At 30.6% G+C, this 18367-nt stretch carries 21 protein-coding genes; 1 reads left to right on the top strand and 20 read right to left on the bottom strand.

What is annotated here, in order from left to right; genetic code table 11:
• The first annotated feature begins 13 nt into the window (after nucleotides 1-13).
• Nucleotides 14-427 carry an Lrp/AsnC family transcriptional regulator gene (locus tag LL038_RS02785; RefSeq protein WP_216122340.1) on the top strand — a complete coding sequence of 138 codons (414 nt, stop codon included), beginning with the start codon at nucleotides 14-16 and terminating at the stop codon, nucleotides 425-427.
• Between the two features lie 441 nt (nucleotides 428-868).
• On the opposite strand, the gene LL038_RS02780 is transcribed toward LL038_RS02785, so the two are convergent.
• The 20 genes from LL038_RS02780 to LL038_RS02685 form a co-directional block, all read right to left on the bottom strand.
• Entirely contained in the window at nucleotides 869-2008 is a 1140-nt protein-coding gene (locus LL038_RS02780; RefSeq protein WP_216122339.1) for a THUMP domain-containing class I SAM-dependent RNA methyltransferase, read from the bottom strand.
• Nucleotides 2009-2230: 222 nt separating this feature from the next.
• Complete coding sequence (gene uraA / locus LL038_RS02775) at nucleotides 2231-3514, bottom strand: uracil permease (RefSeq protein WP_216122336.1); 1284 nt, start codon at nucleotides 3512-3514, stop codon at nucleotides 2231-2233.
• Nucleotides 3515-3593: 79 nt separating this feature from the next.
• Nucleotides 3594-4130 (bottom strand): bifunctional pyr operon transcriptional regulator/uracil phosphoribosyltransferase PyrR, encoded by a 537-nt coding sequence (gene pyrR, locus LL038_RS02770; RefSeq protein WP_071613395.1) that lies wholly within the window; start codon nucleotides 4128-4130, stop codon nucleotides 3594-3596.
• 219 nt (nucleotides 4131-4349) lie between these two features.
• Nucleotides 4350-5261, bottom strand: a complete 912-nt coding sequence (locus LL038_RS02765; protein WP_216122335.1) for an RluA family pseudouridine synthase — start codon at nucleotides 5259-5261, stop codon at nucleotides 4350-4352.
• Entirely contained in the window at nucleotides 5262-5708 is a 447-nt protein-coding gene (lspA, locus tag LL038_RS02760) for a signal peptidase II (protein ID WP_216122333.1), read from the bottom strand. It lies immediately after the preceding gene.
• 106 nt (nucleotides 5709-5814) lie between these two features.
• The gene (locus LL038_RS02755) at nucleotides 5815-6411 is read right to left on the bottom strand and encodes a TraR/DksA C4-type zinc finger protein (protein WP_216122331.1); all 597 of its coding nucleotides are present in this window, start codon (nucleotides 6409-6411) and stop codon (nucleotides 5815-5817) included.
• Between the two features lie 141 nt (nucleotides 6412-6552).
• Entirely contained in the window at nucleotides 6553-7245 is a 693-nt protein-coding gene (locus tag LL038_RS02750) for a 5'-methylthioadenosine/adenosylhomocysteine nucleosidase (RefSeq protein WP_216122329.1), read from the bottom strand.
• A gap of 116 nt (nucleotides 7246-7361) precedes the next feature.
• Entirely contained in the window at nucleotides 7362-7976 is a 615-nt protein-coding gene (locus LL038_RS02745; RefSeq protein ID WP_216122327.1) for a DivIVA domain-containing protein, read from the bottom strand.
• A gap of 16 nt (nucleotides 7977-7992) precedes the next feature.
• Nucleotides 7993-8766 carry an RNA-binding protein gene (locus LL038_RS02740; protein WP_216122325.1) on the bottom strand — a complete coding sequence of 258 codons (774 nt, stop codon included), beginning with the start codon at nucleotides 8764-8766 and terminating at the stop codon, nucleotides 7993-7995.
• A gap of 12 nt (nucleotides 8767-8778) precedes the next feature.
• Nucleotides 8779-9048, bottom strand: coding sequence for a YggT family protein (locus LL038_RS02735; RefSeq protein WP_253199848.1), 270 nt, complete (start codon nucleotides 9046-9048; stop codon nucleotides 8779-8781).
• 86 nt (nucleotides 9049-9134) lie between these two features.
• Nucleotides 9135-9581 (bottom strand): cell division protein SepF, encoded by a 447-nt coding sequence (locus LL038_RS02730; RefSeq protein WP_216122323.1) that lies wholly within the window; start codon nucleotides 9579-9581, stop codon nucleotides 9135-9137.
• Nucleotide 9582: 1 nt separating this feature from the next.
• Nucleotides 9583-10257 (bottom strand): YggS family pyridoxal phosphate-dependent enzyme, encoded by a 675-nt coding sequence (locus LL038_RS02725; protein WP_216122320.1) that lies wholly within the window; start codon nucleotides 10255-10257, stop codon nucleotides 9583-9585.
• 115 nt (nucleotides 10258-10372) lie between these two features.
• Nucleotides 10373-11083 (bottom strand): DUF881 domain-containing protein, encoded by a 711-nt coding sequence (locus LL038_RS02720; RefSeq protein WP_216122318.1) that lies wholly within the window; start codon nucleotides 11081-11083, stop codon nucleotides 10373-10375.
• Nucleotides 11084-11092: 9 nt separating this feature from the next.
• Entirely contained in the window at nucleotides 11093-11434 is a 342-nt protein-coding gene (locus LL038_RS02715) for a small basic family protein (RefSeq protein WP_071613405.1), read from the bottom strand.
• 10 nt (nucleotides 11435-11444) lie between these two features.
• Nucleotides 11445-12170 carry a DUF881 domain-containing protein gene (locus LL038_RS02710; RefSeq protein ID WP_216122317.1) on the bottom strand — a complete coding sequence of 242 codons (726 nt, stop codon included), beginning with the start codon at nucleotides 12168-12170 and terminating at the stop codon, nucleotides 11445-11447.
• A 38-nt stretch (nucleotides 12171-12208) separates the two neighbouring features.
• Complete coding sequence (locus LL038_RS02705; protein ID WP_216122315.1) at nucleotides 12209-13021, bottom strand: cell division protein FtsQ/DivIB; 813 nt, start codon at nucleotides 13019-13021, stop codon at nucleotides 12209-12211.
• Between the two features lie 323 nt (nucleotides 13022-13344).
• Entirely contained in the window at nucleotides 13345-14451 is a 1107-nt protein-coding gene (spoVE, locus tag LL038_RS02700) for a stage V sporulation protein E (RefSeq protein ID WP_216122313.1), read from the bottom strand.
• A 20-nt stretch (nucleotides 14452-14471) separates the two neighbouring features.
• Entirely contained in the window at nucleotides 14472-15425 is a 954-nt protein-coding gene (mraY, locus tag LL038_RS02695; protein WP_216122311.1) for a phospho-N-acetylmuramoyl-pentapeptide-transferase, read from the bottom strand.
• Nucleotides 15422-16834, bottom strand: a complete 1413-nt coding sequence (locus LL038_RS02690; RefSeq protein WP_216122309.1) for a UDP-N-acetylmuramoyl-tripeptide--D-alanyl-D-alanine ligase — start codon at nucleotides 16832-16834, stop codon at nucleotides 15422-15424. The genes mraY and LL038_RS02690 overlap by 4 nt, the downstream gene beginning before the upstream one ends.
• Nucleotides 16835-18280, bottom strand: a complete 1446-nt coding sequence (locus tag LL038_RS02685) for a UDP-N-acetylmuramoyl-L-alanyl-D-glutamate--2,6-diaminopimelate ligase (protein ID WP_216122307.1) — start codon at nucleotides 18278-18280, stop codon at nucleotides 16835-16837.
• Between the last annotated feature and the right edge of the window lie 87 nt (nucleotides 18281-18367).

Here is an 18367-nt window from a genome sequence, read left to right as displayed (position 1 = left end):
GATTTGTGTAATTATGCTTGACCAAACAGACACTCAAATTTTAAGTCTTCTTACAAAAAACTCACGAATGCAATGGCAAGAAATTGGTGAAGAAGTTCATTTAACTGGACAAGCAGTTAAAAACAGAATAAGCAAAATGGAAAAATCAGGTGTTATTAAAGGTTATACTGTAAACATCAATTCTGAAATGCTCGGTAAAAATCTAACCGCTTTTATAACTGTTTTTATGAAAACAACTGACCATTTATCATTTAAAAAATATATAAATAATAATTCATTAGTAACGCAGGCTCACAGAATAAGCGGAGATGGTTGCTACATACTACAATTAACAGCCTCTACTCAAACTGAAATTGTAGATTTCTTAGATGAAATTTTAAAATATGGAAACTATAAATTAAATTTATCAATACAAAATATAAAATAGAAATATTGCGACTTATTTTTAGAAAGATATATAATTATCTTTCTAATTCATTCACCGAAATATAAACCGAAAGATAAGACAAGGGATCTACTATACATAACTCCCTTGTCTTATCTTTATTGAAAATTCACAAAACCCGTTAAACATGGGGATAGCGACTCCTTGTCCCTTGACCTTCCACAGCATATACATAGTAGTATGACTTTCTGCGGAAGTGACTTGAAAAAAGAAGAGCAGAAAGAATTGAAATTCAATTTAGAAATTCTTGTTTTGTAATTGAAAAATTCTCGTGAGCCTGACAGGAAGTCAGGCTAGCGAACCCACAGGACAACCAGGGTGAGCGCCAGAGAATTTTTCATTTACAAAATACTAGAATTTCTTAATTGAATTTCACATTTCAAGCTCTTATTTCAAGTCACGTAGGAGAAAGTCTATATTTCTCTAGTCTTCCTTCTTTTTCCTAGGTATTTCTTTTATATATTGGTAATAGTAACATAACAATCTTCCATTATATAATTTTCTGTTTTTATCTGATTTCTTTCCAAAATCCTTTTGAAAATCACGATTAGCTGTTATAACAAAACAAGACCATTCATTTAAGCTTGAATACATAACACCAAGATCAATATGAAGTCTCTTTACTTCCTCAACCTCGCCTAGTCTCTCTCCATATGGTGGATTTGTTATTATAACTCCATACTTTTGCCTTGAGGCAAACTCTTGCATTGGTATTTTCTGAAATTTTATAAATTCCTTAACACCAGCTTTTTCTGCATTATCTATTGCTGTCTTAATTAATCTTCCATCAATATCTGAAGCTAGTATTTCAACAGGATTAGGATTTATAGTTCGTTTTGCACCTTCACGAACTTGCTCCCAAATGTCCTTATCCATACTTGGCCAAGTCTCAGATACAAATTCTCTATTTACCCCTGGTGCCATATTTTTTGCTATAAGAGCCGCTTCTATTGCGATGGTTCCTGAACCACAAAGTGGATCAGCGAGTACTCTCGTACTATCCCATTTACTTATTAAAACAAGAGCAGCAGCTAATGTCTCCTTGAGTGGTGCCTCACCAGCATATTCTCTATACCCTCTCTTATGTAATCCCACACCTGAAGTATCTATTGATAAAGTTACAACATCTCTTAAAACTGAAACCTCGATCTTATAGACCGGTCCCTCTTCTGTAAACCATTCTTTATTATATTTTTTCTTCATAGATTCTACTACTGCCTTTTTTACTATACTCTGACAATCTGGAACACTATGTAGTTGTGATTTTACAGATTTACCTACAATATGCATTTTCCCATCTTCTGGTATTAAATTACCCCATTCAACAGCTTTTGTACCTTGAAATAATTCCTCAAAAGACAATGCATTAAATTCAGCCATTTTTATAAAAAGTCTTTCTGCAGTTCTTAACCAAATATTGCATATAGCAATATCCATTTCATCGCCTTCAAACATGACTCTTCCATTTTCAACTATTAAATCCTCGTACCCTAGTGCCTTTAGTTCTTTAGCTGTAACTGCTTCTAACCCGAAGGTTGTAGTTGCTATTAAAGTATATGTCATATATTATCTCTCCCATTTCTTCTTTTCCTTAGGAATATTTAAATAAATAGTATAATAAGTTTTTATTTATTTGAATGTCCCTTTTAACTTATATCACTCATATAATAATATCTCTATTTGCTATTATTGTCTATAATTTTTAAATTAGCTGTACTTTTGAAAAACAAAAGTGCCAGAACTAGTCTGACACTACATATTATGATTTTATTAATTAAGACCTTATTAATTCTCCCCTGATTTGCTTGTCTGAGGTAAAACTAAATTTAATACTATACCCACTAAAGTTGCAAGTGCAACCCCTGCGATTTGTACTTGTGCACCTGCTAAATGGAAATTAATTCCACCACCGCCTACTCCTAAAACTATTATTACTGAAGAGATAATAAGGTTTCTCTTTTTACTAAAATCAACTTTATCCTCAACAAAAATTCTAAAACCAGAAGATGCGATTATTCCAAATAACATTACACTTACTCCCCCAATTACAGGTAATGGAATATTACCTATAACTACAGACACAGGTCCTATAAATGATAATACAATTGCAATAATTGCAGCTCCACCAATTACCCAAACACTATAAACCTTTGTGATTGCCATAACTCCTATGTTCTCACCGTAAGTCGTATTAGGAGGGCCTCCAACAAAGCCTGCAAACATTGTAGCAATACCATCTCCAAGTATTGATCTATGAAGTCCTGGATCTTTTGTAAAATCTCGACCGCAAACATTACTTGTAACATATACATGTCCAATATGTTCAGCAAGTGTTACAAAAGCTATTGGAGCCATAAGCATAATAGCATTTATGTTAAATGTCGGCAAAACAAAACTTGGCAATTTAATAAATTTTGCTGATGATATTTCCATTAAAACTTCATGAGGAATTACCCCTAATAATATTGACAATATATATCCAACTACCATTGCAATTAAAATAGGTACTACTCCGAAAAAGCCCTTGAAATACATAGTACCCACTATTGCTACGCCTAAAGTTGTCATTGATATAAATATCCATGTAGCTCTAGCTACGCCTTTAAGCCCAGGATCTGTAAATGTTGAATTTAAACCTGACCAATTTATTGCACCACTTGCAAGGCTTAGGCCTATTACAATTACAACAGAAGCTACAACAACTGGAGGTAACATTCTATCTAACCATTTAATACCTATAAGCTTAATAATTAAAGCTACAACTACATATACAAGCCCTGCAGCAATAATTCCAGATAGCATTGAACTTTGTCCATATGCCTTTGTAGCAACACTCATAGGTCCTATAAAAGCAAATGATGAACCTACATATGCCGGAAGCCTAGCTTTTGTACATAATATATATAGTAGCGTTCCTACACCACTACAAAATAGGGCAATTGAGGGACTAAGACCTGTAAGCATTGGTACAAGTATAGTTGCCCCCACCATAGCAAATAAGTGCTGGAAACTTAATGGGAGAGTCTTTAAAATAGGTAACTTTTCATCAACATCTATAAAATCTTTCATTAGTTAGTTCCTCCTTTTAGTCTCGCTGGACTATATTAAAAGATCAGTCATCACCTGAGGTGCCGTTTGTTTACTTAAGCTACAGTTCGTATATACTCACTGAATCATTTTCATCAGTTTCTAAAAGTTCAACGGAAATCATCTCTTTACTCGAAGTAGGTATATTTTTACCTACATAATCTGCTCTTATAGGTAGCTCCCTATGTCCTCTATCTACTAAAACAGCTAATTGTATCATTTGAGGTCTACCATTATCTATTATGGCATCTATTGCAGCTCTAGCAGTCCTTCCAGTATAAAGTACATCGTCTACTAAAATTACTTTCTTCCCTCTTACATCTATGCCCAAATTCACATTATTTAATACTGGCTGGTCATCTAAAGTTGTAAGATCATCTCTATATAATGTAATATCAACAGAACTTACTGGAACCTTAACTCCCTCAAACTGTTCTATTAAAAAAGCAATTCTTTGTGCAATTGGTACCCCACGTCTCTTTATTCCCACTAGTATAATGTTTTCTGTGCCCTTGTTTTTTTCAGTAATCTCATGTGCAACTCTTGTTAATGTTCGATTTATAGCTTTTTCATCTAATAACACTGACTTAAATTCCATAATTTCGCCTCCTATCAAATATATATTTATACGGAATTAATATAAAAAAAAGCCCCTACCAAAAGGTAAAGGCATACTATACTTGCATAATAGTATTACTATCTTTATCCTTATGCTCTCTCTGGAACATTTAAAGGGATAGGTATTATATTAAAAAAAACAATACACATAATATGTGATATTGCACTTCCAATATAATATCACATGTCATATACTATTTCAACTGTTTCTTAACTTAGTTATTAACTTTTCAAAATAAGTTGGGATAGGTGAATCAAATTCCATGTATTTATTAGTAGTTGGATGTATAAATCCAAGCCTTTTTGCATGCAGAACCTGCCCTTTTAAATTAAATTTCTGCTTTTTGAACCCATATATCAAATCACCAACTAAAGGATGTCCTATCTTTGCCATATGTACTCTTATTTGATGAGTTCGCCCTGTTTCTAAATTGCATTCTACTAATGTATAACCTTCAAATCTTTCAATTACTTTATAATGAGTTACTGCTTTTTTACCACTCTCAACTATCGCCATTTTTATCCTATCTTTTGAATGTCTTCCGATAGGCGCATCAACCATACCTTCATCATCTTTAATAAGACCTTCTACAAGCGCTAAATAACTTCTTGTCATTGAATGATCTTTAAGTTGCGCTGCAAGAGAGTTATGTGCATTGTCATTTTTAGCTACTACTAAGGCCCCAGATGTGTCCTTATCGATTCTATGTACTATGCCTGGTCTAAGAACACCATTTATACCTGATAGGTCTGTACAATGATTTAAGAGTGCATTAACCAATGTACCTGTATAGTTTCCTGGTGCTGGGTGAACCACCATGTCTTGAGGTTTATTAATCACAATTACGTCACTATCTTCATATATAACGTCCAAAGGTATATCTTCTGCTTTTACGTTTAACTCAATAGGATCTGGAATAGATAAATCAATCGTGTCGTTTAATTTCAATTTAAAATTACTTTTTCGACATTTTCCATTCACAGTAGCATTTTCCTTTTCAATTATTCCTTGAATGTATGACCTTGATTTATCCTCAAATTCATTAGCAATAAATACATCAAGCCTCATACCAACCGAGTTTTCTTCAACTTTAAAATCATAATTTTCCATCTATACCTCTTCCTTTACTATTGAAATTGCCAAAACCAATGTTCCCACAACAACTAACATATCTGCTACGTTAAATGTTGGAAAAGAGTAAACCTCTTTATAATGAATTAAAATAAAATCTACTACATACTTATAAAACAGTCTATCATATAAATTTCCAAGTGCTCCACTTATAATGAGCGCAAAACTTATTCTAAGAAATTTTGATTTTGGCTTATACTTAATAATATAATATATCATGCCCAATATAACAAGTAATGTAACTAATGCAAGCAATATTAATTTGTTCTGAAGTATTCCAAAAGCGGCTCCCCTATTCTCTAAATATTCCAATTTAAAGAAATCTTTAATTAATATAACTCCATTATTATCTTTCAAAGCAGTGAGCGCCCAAGCTTTAGTTAATCTGTCCAATATTAGGCCTAAAAAAATAATTAATACTTCCATACCCTTCCCCCTATTAATACAAAAGAAAGTATATATTGCTCTAAATTAATTATTTTAAAATTATAAGCAATATATACTCTTTTATTTTTTCTAATTAGATATACTGCTAATCTGGTAGCTGATTTTTATATTGTTGATTACTTATTTTCTCTATAGGCTCAACATAACCTTCCTCATCATCAAATTCGATTATGTCATCTAATTTATTATTAAAACGTTCTACGTCCTGATAAGTATCTTCTTCATCAACACCTACCTCGCCTTTATTGCTATATTTAAAAAATGATCCAAGTATATCTTCCTCAACACATCTATTGTTTTGCTCTGCTGGTTTTTTATTACCACTAGATTTTTCACATGACACACAATTAGTAGCATATGGTATAAATTCTAATCTTTCTGGATCAATATCAACTCCACAACTTTTGCATTTTCCATAAGTATGGTCATCAATGCTCTTTAAAGCATCTTCAATTTTATTTAATACCAATATCTCATTTCCTTTTAACGCAAGTCCCTTTTCCTTATCAAACAATTCGGTGGCAATATCAGATGGATGGTTGTCATAAAACGACAATTCAGTTGCCATTTCACTATTAGAATCTATAACTCCATTCTGTCTCATTAATTTAATAAGATCAAGTACCCGTGACTGTTCATTTATCAATTTGTTTTTAAAATATTGCATTTTATTCTTTTCCATGATAACAACTCCTCTAGTTTTAATATAGTAGTAATATTAAAAAACTAAAACTTCTATATGCTTATGTTTTCTCATGGGAAGAATTTTATTACACTTATTTAATAATATTTATATTTTTTTACCACTTATAAGGATTGGTTTCTAAATTAGTTTCAACATATTATTTAAAATATTTGTAGAATTTTTAACTGCAATATCTTTGAATTTTTCATATTCCATTTGGGCCCCGTTACTTGCATTGTCGGATATAGATCTAATAACAATAAATGGGGTTTCATTTAAATAACATACCTGAGCAATGCTTGCCCCTTCCATTTCACATGCCAAACATTCAAATTCAGAATTTAACCACTTTATCTTATCAATATTTGCAATAAATTGGTCACCTGATACGATTCTTCCAGTAAAATGATTATGACCTTTTATATTTTTACATGATTCTTCTGCAAATTTGATTAAAGAAGCATCACATTTAAACTCAAAAGTGTCTAACCTTGGAATTTGTCCTATCCTATCACCAAATATAGTTGTATCTATATCATGTTGTACTAAATTATTTGCGATCACAATGTCTCCTGGATATATGTTTTCGACCGTTCCACCTGCAATACCAACATTTATAATGTAATCAACATTAAAATCATCAATTAATATTTGAGCACAAATTGCTGCATTAACTTTACCTATACCACTAGTTACTACAACAACATTTTTATTATGTAAACTTCCAAGACTAAATTCCATTTTAGCCTTAACTTCTTTCCGCTTAAACTCCATATCCCTAATTAAAAATTGAACCTCTTCCTGCATTGCCCCAATAATACCTATATTCATTTTTATATTCCTCCTTATTTTATAAATAACTAAAATTTAGTTATTTTATCCCATTTTATACATTACATGTTTGCTACATAAAAAATCTCACCCGATGAGTGAGATTTTTTATGTTTTTACCCTTTAGCAAAAAAACTTTTTATTTGTTCCATTTCGCCGTTTTCATGAAAATCTTTTTCCTCAATATTTTTGAGTGTTAAATTGGAACATTCAGAATCAATAGCGGCTTCATCATCTATTCTATCATCATGAGTAACATTTCCTATGTTATAATTTTTAAGGTAATCGTTTTCGAGTCCTTCAAACATCTCAAGTTGACAATTCATGAAACTTCTGAATTTAGTCCTAAATTTTGCAAATTCCTGTTTAACTTTTTCATATTCATCATTTACCTTAAGTACATCATCATGAGCCTTATTTAGCATCCTTTGAGAAGCATCGTTTGCATTTCTAATAATCAATTCAGCTTCCTTTTGAGCAGAAACCCTTGCTTGTTCTGCTGCATTTTGGGCTAATACTAAAGTATTTTGAATTGTTGCTTCTATCTTAACATGATGATCTAACTTCTCTTCTAAAAAACTTATCTTCTCTTTAAGCGTAGAATTTTCTTTATATGCCATTTCATATTCATCAGATACTGTTTCTAAAAAATCATCAACCTCTTCTGAGTTGTATCCTCTTATAACCTTTTTAAATTCTTTATTGTTAATATCCATAGATGTTATTCTCATTCTTTCCCCCCTATGCCTATATGTACTTCTTTATTACAACTTTCAAGCGGCCTTTTTGTGTATTTCCTACAACCTCTACCACCTTAAATTTCCCATATCCTCTAATTGTTAATGTATCATTGTTTTCAATAACTTTATCTTTTTTTAAACAATTAAAATAATTAACCAGTATTTTGCCTGAAGATATTAGTTCAACTGAACCATTTCTAGAAATATTACATACAGCTGAAACTAAACCATCTAACCTAAATGACGTAGTTATAATAACTTTTTCCTCAAATTTTCTTTCTGGAAGAGCCTGTGATATATAATCATACTCAATGACATCGCAAGGGCAATTCTTTATTGTATTTAAATTATTAATTATGAAATTGCTAATATCACTGCAAACCGGGGCATAACATACAGAATCTTGAATTATTAAATCACCCAATTTTTCTCTTTTAATGCCTAGTGACATTATTGCCCCTAAATAATCCTTATGATCAACCTTCGCAAATTTAGATTTATTTTTTATTTTAAGTAAAACTATAGGATACTCTATAGGAGTCTCACCGGTCGAAAATGATAACATTCTCCTATCTGCATCTTTAAATATTCCATTTGTAAATGGTTTTATTTCATAATCCTCACTTATAGCAAGAATTTGATGCCATATAGCTGGAGGTAAAAAATCATTAGTAAATATGACTTGATTTGTCTTTTCAGCTATTTGTATTTTATTAAATATGTTAGAAATTAAATTCTTATCTTCACAATTTATACTATTTAAAAAATATTTTTTATCCATCTGTGTTTAACCTTATAACAATAGTGTAAATAAAGCATACACTATTTGCTTTAAGATCATTATAATACCAAGCGCTATTATTGGAGAAAAATCTATCATCATATTACCAAAATATCTATTTTGAATCTTTCTACCAGGTTCTAGCAAAGGATTAGTTATTTTATGTAAAATTTCAGTGTACTGATTTGAGCGCCCAGCATAAACCCAAGACAAAACCACTTCAATAAGAATTGCATACTCTAACACCTTAAAAAACATATTAATTACATTATACAAATACAAATTTTATAACCTCCTGATTTTTCCAAATATAGACAACAATATTTTATTGTGTCTTAGAGATTTCTTCATTTTTTTGATACATATTTTTACTTATTCCAATTAAAGATTCCCTTTGAACTTAGTTCGTTTTTCAATTCATTATTAACTTCTATATTTGATGGTGAAATTATATATACTCCTTTTTCTACCTGCTGAAGATCCCCACCTAAAGCGTAACATACTCCACCGACAAAATCTAATAATCTTTGGCCAGTTTTTGGTTCAAGTGCAGTTGTATTTATCACAATTATCTTTCTAGCCTTTAAGTTGTCACTAATCACTGTTGCTTCATCAAAATCATCTGGTTTTATGATTACTACCTTTGTAGATGTTGATGTATGAATATTCACTACTTTACTCTGTTTCTTGTTTGCACTCATCAATGATTCAATGTCTACATTTTCATCTTCATTATCTATTTCTTGAACCTCATCCTCTTCTTCCTCTGCCATGCCCAAAAAACCCATAACTTTATTAATCACTTTACTTGCCATTTTATATTACCTCCAGTTTTTTATAATCTCTTTTCCCAAATATTTTTGTGCCAAGTCTTATCATATTAGCACCCTGTTCTAACGCAATCGGAAAATCTTTGCTCATCCCTAAAGATAAAAACTCCATTGAAACATTTTTGTATTTATAAGTCTTTAGATTATCAAAAATAGCCTTCATCTTCGCAAAATATTTTCTAGAGCTTTCATCGTCACCAATTGGAATTGTAGCCATAAGCCCTTTGACTTTTACATTATTACATTCTTCACAAACCTTTATTAGATCATTCATTTCCTCAGGAGCAACGCCTGTCTTCGCGATTTCGTTTCCAATATTTATTTGAATTAAAACATTTGCTATTTCATTCTTTGTTGCATAACGTTTTTCAATTTCTTTAAGTAAATGTATGCTATCTAAAGAATGTATAAGATGAACTTTTCCAACTATATATTTCACCTTATTCGTCTGCAAATGTCCTATAAAGTGCCATCTACTGTCTTTCCCTATATTATCGTATTTTTCAAGAAATTCTTGAACTTTGTTCTCTCCAAAATCTCTAGCCCCAGATTCATAAGCCTCTTTTATCTCACTAATTTGCCTAGTCTTAGAAACACATATTAGTGTTACGTTTTCTGGGATTACACTCTTTATTTTATTATAAACTTCACCAATTGACAACTATCCGTCCCTCCTTAGTTTTTTAGGGCACAAAACAATTATTAATTACCCTATCCCATTTCTGTATTAATTCTTCATTAAACAGGAAAATCCTTTAAGATTCGTATATTTAATATTATTTATTCACTAAACTCATGTACTTATAAATAAACTCACCATTATATGCTAATATCTTTATATCATCTGACTTAGCAATACTAATTTTAACATCGCTTTTTTGGAGTAATGATGTATGTGTTTGCTCTAAAGTTAAATAATTATACATTATATCTTTGTTTCCAATGGCACTAATATAAAATGGAGTTACTATCTTGACACCATTTAAATCAATATTAGAACCGGCACATAATCCCCAATTATTATAAATAACTCTTATTCCATTTACCGATATTGCTTCCGCCCCTGCATTTCTAAGATCATTTATTACTTGAACAATATCAGAATCATGAATTAACTGATTCATAGTAACATTCTTATCAAAACTATCTACTCCATCCTCTAGTGTAATTTTAACCCCTTGACCGTAAACATCACTATTTCCAATTATTAAGTTATTGTCAATAACTTCCTTTTTAATTTCTTTTGAAACCTGAAGTGTCTTTTCATCACCAGTATCATATTTTTTAAGCTTCACACTCGTACTATAGTATTGCTCTTTTAAACTGTTTAATTCTGAATATAATTTAGTTCTCTCATTATAGGCTTGATCATACTGTTTTACATCCAAAAAATTACTTTTCCCTTTAAATCCAATGTTCATTGATATAAGAATTCCTATGATTATCGAAGCAATAAAAACAAATATGGTAGCTTCATTATTTTTCATTTAATCACCTCATGAGTGGGATTTAGCTTTGTCAATTAAAAGTCGTCTAATAATTGCAAAGTTATCAAATATCCGACCTCCGAATACAATAATAGCAGCCAAATAAATTGGTATTCCTAATTTATCACCTAAATAAACCATTGCTACAGCTAGAGCAGCATTCCCGAAGAATCCTGACACAAAAATATCCGCACGGAAATTATGAGACATTGAACCTCTTAATGCACCAAAGACAGAATCTAAACACGCAAAAATTGCTACTGAAATATATGGAGAAAATTTAACTGGAATATTAACATTCCATACAATTCCTAATATTACACCTATAAGTAATCCTACAAAAGCAACCATTTAATCACCTCTACTTCTTTTCTATTGGTTTCGCAAACTCAAATTTATATGTTCTATTTGATTTTGTAATTACAACCTTATTTGATTTTTCCATCGTTATATCACAAGTCTGGCTAAGGGTTTGTGGAATTGCTCCTGGGAAACTGATAGCACTTTCCAATATGTCACTTTTACCAATTGCTTTAATAGTTATTCTTTTACTATAAGAAACTCTTTCATCATTTATAATAATCGCATTTCCAGCATTTCTTATACCACTACGAGAAGTTAGTCTAATATCATTGATAGAAATTGCTTCTGCATCTGCAGCATTTAATTCATTTACTATATGAACTAAATCTGTATCATTTATTTTTTGATCATCAGAATTACTTCCAAAAATGCTAGTTTTAGGAGTTATATAAATTGTCATACCTTCACCTTTCACATCGGTATCTCCAGTTAGTATTCTCGTCTCAACTAATTCTTTGTTTAACAATTCACTTGCCGCATCTTTACCCCCTGCAGCAGTTTCATACTCTTTTGTTTTAGTATCTAAATCATCAATTTTTTTCTGCATCTCTATCTTACTCTTTTTTAATTGTTCATTTTCAGTTATAATTTCAGGTGTATTTTTATTTGTATCTGATGTTGATGCTGAATTTTGTTTGCTTATCATTTTAAATTGGTAAGTTATCATAAATCCTAATAATACACATATAATACCAATGGATATTTGAGATATAAACTTCTTCATAAACTTCCTCCTTACTACTCTCCGGGGGAGATACCTTCTTACTTCTTTGGTCCTACATAAATCGCTGGATTTCCTGTAAAACTTACATCTACATACCCCTTTGCATTCTCATATTGAGGTTGCGTAATAATATTTATCGCCTTATTAAATTTGTTTTTTAAATCTAGTGTTGTTCCAAATTTAATATACATATTTCCATATAAAATCTTAATATCTAACACGTTGTTTACATCTAGCGCCATTATCTTACTTGATTTACTAGTTTTTCTATAACTCTCGATGATACTAGCCATTGAAACTAGAGTATCAATTTTTCGATCGCTCTTCTCTCCAATTAAACTACCTACTTGGGCTTTTTCATAATCAAATCCAATTAGATTTACTAATTTCATACCTTTAATATCTGATTTTTTTTGAAGCAGGTTTCCTTTGTTATCTATAATGTAAAAATTATTATTTACTTTTCCATAAAACATAGCTACTTTTTCATTTATTTCTATAATAATCTTGTTTGGAAAAACTTTTTTAACTTCTACACTTAGAATGTATGGATTTTCCATAATTTGTTTCTTACTATTACTAAAACCATCATATAAGATATTACTACCTAAATGAGTTTTGACTATATCATTAATTTCAGTTTTAGATGCATTCGCATTTCCTATTATTTCAATATTTTTAATATCAAAATAAGGCAATTTCATGCATAATGTAATAAGCGTTGTTACCATAATTATTACTAATAAAATTAAGCCCCTTACTTTTTTCCGTTTTTTCCTTTTATGTAATAATTTTTCTTTATTTTCTATAATGTAATTCCCTTTTTCAAGATTATTACTTTTCTTTCTCATTCACTTCCTCGCATTCCTTAACAAATTTACAAATTTATATATTAAAACACACCATTAAAATTTGTATATTGTAAAATAGATCCAGATTTAATTTACACAATATTATTTAAAACTAGTCTCATATATATAATAACACTTAACTTAACTATTTTCATCTGAATTTCAACCTATTTTTAGTATTTATAATATTAATTTTCTTTACCTGCACTAGAACAAATAATAACCGAAATATACGAGCCATTAGACTTATTATTTATTTAAAATCATACCCATTAATTGTAATTTAAAATACAGAAAAGGCAATGCCGTTACGCATGCCTTTTCTAATTTTTATTTTCAGTTTGCCTTGAAATATTCAAAAGTATTCCCATTGCAACCATATTAAAAACCAGAGCTGATCCACCATAACTTATAAATGGTAATGGCACGCCAGTTACTGGCATCGACCCCGTAACTACAGCAATATTAATTACTGCCTGTATTGCTATAACTGATGTAATTCCAATACCAAGTATGGTTCCGTACATATCTTTAGAAGTAACTGCTGTTTTAATACCTCGCCATATAAAAATTACAAACAACAACATTATAAATGTGCATCCTATTAGTCCTAGTTCCTCACCAATTATTGCAAAAATAAAATCCGTTTGAGGCTCCGGTATATAAAGACATTTTTGTCTTGACTGACCAATGCCTGCACCAGTAATTCCACCTGACCCTAGTGCAAGGAGTGACTGAACTAATTGATATCCCTTACCTTGACTATCAGCAAAAGGGTCCCTAAAATTCATAAGTCTAGCCAATCTATATGGTTCAAGAATTGTTAAAGCACCAACTGCCGCAACAAGCGTAGAACCTATTGCAAAAAGGTGTAAAAACTTTGCACCTACTGCAAATAATATAATAACCGTAACAATCATTATAACAGCTGCTATACTTAAGTTTGATCCTAGCAAAACTAGCCCTGCATAAAATCCTGAAACTAATAAGTATGGACATATTCCCTTAAAAAATTCTTTTACTTTTTCTCCCTTTCTGTCTAAACTTTTAGCCATAAACAAAACTACAGTGTATTTTGCAATTTCAGATGGCTGAATAGATGCGAATCCTAATGGAATCCATCTCTTAGCACCGTTAATAGCTGGGAAAGCTAAAACTACAAGTAAAAGCAGTATAGTAATTACCATAATAATGCCAGTATATCTTTTTAAAATATGATAATCAATTTTAATTGCTACAACCATTAAAATGCTTCCAATAGTTGCCCACATAAGCTGCTTTTTCAAAAAAAACTCTGGATCATTATATTTAAAAGCAGCAACATATGAGCTGGAACTATAAACCATAACTACTCCAATAACCACAAGAATCATTATTGTTGCAAATAATATAAAATCTATTTGTCCCATTTTAGAATTGTGTTTTTTCATATTATATCCTCCTTACATCACTAATAGGAAAATGATAGAAATCCAATTAAACAGAAAACTACTGTTGCAATAGAGAATACTGCAACAACTTTAGTTTCATTCCATCCACTTAATTCAAAATGATGATGAATGGGGGACATTTTAAATACTCTTTTACCTGTAGCCTTAAATACAAAAACTTGAATAATAACTGAGAGTGTCTCCATAACATATATACCACCTACAATAGCAACGAGGATAGGTGATTTTAGTATCATGCCCACACCTGCTACTGCTCCTCCAAGTGCTAAAGACCCCATATCTCCCATAAAAATTTGTGCTTTATAAGAATTGTATTTTAAGAATCCTAATAATGCACCCGCAAGCGCTGCACAAAATATTGCAAGAGAGGGATGAAACAACATATTACTAACCAAAGCAAAAAATGTCATAACTATTATTGTAACTGAAGTTGCAAGTCCATCTAACCCGTCAGTTAAATTCACTGCATTTGTAGTTGACGCAAAATATATAATAATAAAAGGTACATACCAGATCCCCAAATTTATACTTCTATTGGTAAATGGTATCATTATATCCGTTCCTAACCTAATGGATGTATAATATCCAATTACTCCTGCGACTATTACTATAAGTAACATCTTTTGTTTAGATTTAAGCCCTTCATTTTCTTTATGTGTTATCTTAAGGAAATCATCAATAAGTCCTATTAATCCAAAAGCTATAAAACAATATAATGCAATCATTGCTTCATCATTTGTATGTCTAACAATTAATAACATTGTAATTATTGTTGAAACCATAAATATTATGCCACCCATAGTAGGTGTCCCAGCTTTTTTAAGATGACTTTTAGGTCCTTCTGCCCTTATATTCTGACCAAACTTAAGCTTATGTAGGAGTGGAATTAAAAGGGGCCCTTGTATAATTGATAATAAAAATGCAATTATTACAGAATAAATAATTAAATTCATTTTTCTATCACCTCTTTATTATTAATATTCTCGCAAGAATTCAAGTTCTCGAGTTCTTCCACTATGCTCTCAAACTTCATATATCTTGAAGCTTTAACCAAAACAACATCACCATGTTTTATGATTCCATCTAAAAATGAAACTACCTGGTTATAGGTTTCAAAACTTCTATATTTATCTATATCATTAAGTCCTTCTTTATATGCATCATTAAATTCACCAAGTGTAATTAACAAATCAATGTTTTTACTTTTAGCATATTCTCCAACTTGCTTATGCGCATCATATGCACTATCCCCTAATTCTCTCATAGTGCCAAAAATTGCAATCTTTGTTTTGCCATGAGTATTTCCTAGGACATCAATTGCAGCGAGCATTGAATCAGGACTAGCATTATAACAATCATTAATTATAGTAAACCTTTTTCCTTTTTTTATATTTAAGCGCATAGATGTAACTTCAAGTTTTTTAAAACCTACCGCAATTTCTTTGTAACTCATATTCATTACTCTTGCGCAAGCCACAGCGAGCATCGAATTAAGTATATTATGCCGTCCTGGGATATTTACCTCAATACCAGTTTCTATTAAATTTCCCTTATCCATTATGTTAAATATTATTTTATTTTCAAGTATATTCAAGTTACATGCTGTGTAATCAGCCTTAGAGTCAATCCCCGTTTTTATAAGTTCATATTTTGATGTAATATCTTGTAATAGATCATTATCTGAATTTACAATTAGAACACCCTTTTCACTAAAAAAGTCTGTTATCTCCATTTTAGCTTTTAAAATATTTTCTCTAGTTTTAAGATTTTCAATGTGAGACATTCCAATATTAGTAATAATAGCAATATCAGGTTTTGCAACTTCACATAAATTATGAATCTCTTTAAAGTCACTCATGCCCATTTCAAGAACAGCAACATCATAACTTTTATCTAACTTAAATATCATCATAGGTAATCCTATTTCATTATTAAAATTACCTAGTGTTTTAAACACTTTGAACTTAGCACTAAGTACTGCCGCAACCAAATCTTTTGTAGACGTCTTACCTGTAGAACCAGTAATTCCTACTACCTTTATATTAAGTTTATTTATGTAAAATTTAGCAAGCATAAGAAGCGCTTTTTTAGTGTCTACTACCTTAATAACAGATGTTTTTTTGTTAAAATCAGTTCTCTCAAACTTCATATCATCAATTATACAAATTGAAGCTCCTTTTTTACTAGCCTCTAAGGCATAATCATTAGCATTAAAATTCTCACCTTTTATTGCAATAAAAACATCTTCATCTTTTATAATTCTTGTATCTATACATACATTATTATGTTTAGTACTCTCGCCTTGCAAGACTAACTCTCCATGAATTGCCTCTATTATCTCATTTGTAGTAATATACTCCATTTATAATTTCTCCTTAAGTATCTCTGAAATGACTTCTCTCTCGTCAAAATGTATAGTTTTATCTTTAAGTATTTGATAATCCTCATGACCTTTTCCTGCAATAACAATTATATCCCCAGTTGTTGCACTCTCTATTGCTCGTTTTATAGCCTCTCGTCTGTTCTCTATTATTTCAAAGTTATTCTTTTCAATTCCGCGAACTACATCCTTTATTATTTCTAGTGGGTCTTCTGTTCTTGGATTATCAGAAGTTATAAATGAGAAATCACTTAAGTTTGTTCCTATTTTACCCATTATAGGTCTTTTGGTTTTATCACGATCCCCACCGCAACCGTAAACAGATATAAGTTTACCTTTTGTGAATTCCCTTACAGTTTCCAAAATATTTTCTAAACCATCGGGGGTATGTGCATAATCTAAAATTATTTCAAATCCCAAATTATGATTGTTTTCAACAAGCTCACAACGTCCAGGTACTTGAACCCTTTGTAATGCTTTTTTAATTACCGGAATCTCTATTCCTTGATTTAAACAAACTGCTATACACCCAAGAGCGTTATATACATTATAATTTCCTGGTATATTTAATTCTATATCAAAAGAATTTTCTTTATACTTTAAATCAAATTGACTCCCTCTTGAATTCATTTTTATATTGCTAGCCATGATGTCTGCCGTGTGGTTTAATGCAAAACTTAATTTACTGTTTTTTATTAAATTATATGCTTTTGCGCCATATTCATCATCAATATTAATTACTGATATTTTGCTTAGCTTAAACAATTTTAATTTAACATTAAAATAATTTTCAAAAGTTTTATGAAAATCCAAATGATCTTGAGTTAAATTTGTGAAAATGCTTTCGCAAAACTCTATTCCATATACTCTGTCTAAACTTAAAGAATGTGACGACACCTCCATTACACAATAATCAACATTAGAATCTACCATTTCTTTGAAAAGCTCATGTAATTCTAGCGATTCTGGAGTAGTTCTCTCTGTATGAATTTTCTTTTTCCCTATAAAATTTGCTATGGTACCTATTAGTCCAACCTTATATCCACTTTGCTCTAAAATTGCTTTAATCATAAAAGCTGATGTTGTTTTTCCGTTAGTTCCCGTAATCCCTATCATTTTAATACTACGGCTTGGATTCTCATAATAATTTGCCGCACTTATAGCTAGTGTCCTTCTTGCGTCCTCGACTTTAATTACAACGATATCTAGTTTATCTTCTATATCCTTTTGACATACAACAGCAACAGCGCCATTATTAATAGCGCTTTGAATATATTTATGCCCATCGAGATTATATCCTTCTATAGCGAAAAACACGTCCCCTTTTTTTACCTTTCTTGAGTCATATTGAATTTTTTTTATATCTATATCAATATCACCCTTTATTAAATTGAAATTAATATTCTCCATAATTTTTCTTAACTTCATACAATCGCTCCCTTAATTCATAACATATTACAACAAAATAAAATATATTATTCTTTTTATTACTAACCTCTTTTACAAATAGTATAC

The sequence above is a fragment of the Clostridium estertheticum genome (assembly GCF_026650985.1).
Taxonomy (GTDB): domain Bacteria; phylum Bacillota; class Clostridia; order Clostridiales; family Clostridiaceae; genus Clostridium_AD; species Clostridium_AD estertheticum_C.
The sequence above is the reverse complement of the archived record's forward strand: the minus strand, read 5'-3'. Positions and strand labels throughout refer to the sequence as shown.

What these genes read in the sequence shown, in the direction of transcription:
- mraY (WP_216122311.1), bottom strand. Translation starts at nt 15,425, where the DNA reads ATGAATTTAATTATTTATTCTGTAATAATTGCATTTTTATTATCAATT.
- LL038_RS02730 (WP_216122323.1), bottom strand. Translation starts at nt 9,581, where the DNA reads ATGGCAAGTAAAGTGATTAATAAAGTTATGGGTTTTTTGGGCATGGCA.
- LL038_RS02780 (WP_216122339.1), bottom strand. Translation starts at nt 2,008, where the DNA reads ATGACATATACTTTAATAGCAACTACAACCTTCGGGTTAGAAGCAGTT.
- LL038_RS02785 (WP_216122340.1), top strand. Translation starts at nt 14, where the DNA reads ATGCTTGACCAAACAGACACTCAAATTTTAAGTCTTCTTACAAAAAAC.
- LL038_RS02740 (WP_216122325.1), bottom strand. Translation starts at nt 8,766, where the DNA reads ATGGATAAAAAATATTTTTTAAATAGTATAAATTGTGAAGATAAGAAT.
- LL038_RS02750 (WP_216122329.1), bottom strand. Translation starts at nt 7,245, where the DNA reads ATGAATATAGGTATTATTGGGGCAATGCAGGAAGAGGTTCAATTTTTA.
- pyrR (WP_071613395.1), bottom strand. Translation starts at nt 4,130, where the DNA reads ATGGAATTTAAGTCAGTGTTATTAGATGAAAAAGCTATAAATCGAACA.
- LL038_RS02710 (WP_216122317.1), bottom strand. Translation starts at nt 12,170, where the DNA reads ATGAAGAAGTTTATATCTCAAATATCCATTGGTATTATATGTGTATTA.
- LL038_RS02765 (WP_216122335.1), bottom strand. Translation starts at nt 5,261, where the DNA reads ATGGAAAATTATGATTTTAAAGTTGAAGAAAACTCGGTTGGTATGAGG.
- LL038_RS02745 (WP_216122327.1), bottom strand. Translation starts at nt 7,976, where the DNA reads ATGAGAATAACATCTATGGATATTAACAATAAAGAATTTAAAAAGGTT.
- LL038_RS02690 (WP_216122309.1), bottom strand. Translation starts at nt 16,834, where the DNA reads ATGGAGTATATTACTACAAATGAGATAATAGAGGCAATTCATGGAGAG.
- LL038_RS02755 (WP_216122331.1), bottom strand. Translation starts at nt 6,411, where the DNA reads ATGGAAAAGAATAAAATGCAATATTTTAAAAACAAATTGATAAATGAA.
- LL038_RS02705 (WP_216122315.1), bottom strand. Translation starts at nt 13,021, where the DNA reads ATGAGAAAGAAAAGTAATAATCTTGAAAAAGGGAATTACATTATAGAA.
- spoVE (WP_216122313.1), bottom strand. Translation starts at nt 14,451, where the DNA reads ATGAAAAAACACAATTCTAAAATGGGACAAATAGATTTTATATTATTT.
- lspA (WP_216122333.1), bottom strand. Translation starts at nt 5,708, where the DNA reads ATGGAAGTATTAATTATTTTTTTAGGCCTAATATTGGACAGATTAACT.
- LL038_RS02720 (WP_216122318.1), bottom strand. Translation starts at nt 11,083, where the DNA reads ATGAAAAATAATGAAGCTACCATATTTGTTTTTATTGCTTCGATAATC.
- LL038_RS02715 (WP_071613405.1), bottom strand. Translation starts at nt 11,434, where the DNA reads ATGGTTGCTTTTGTAGGATTACTTATAGGTGTAATATTAGGAATTGTA.
- LL038_RS02685 (WP_216122307.1), bottom strand. Translation starts at nt 18,280, where the DNA reads ATGAAGTTAAGAAAAATTATGGAGAATATTAATTTCAATTTAATAAAG.
- uraA (WP_216122336.1), bottom strand. Translation starts at nt 3,514, where the DNA reads ATGAAAGATTTTATAGATGTTGATGAAAAGTTACCTATTTTAAAGACT.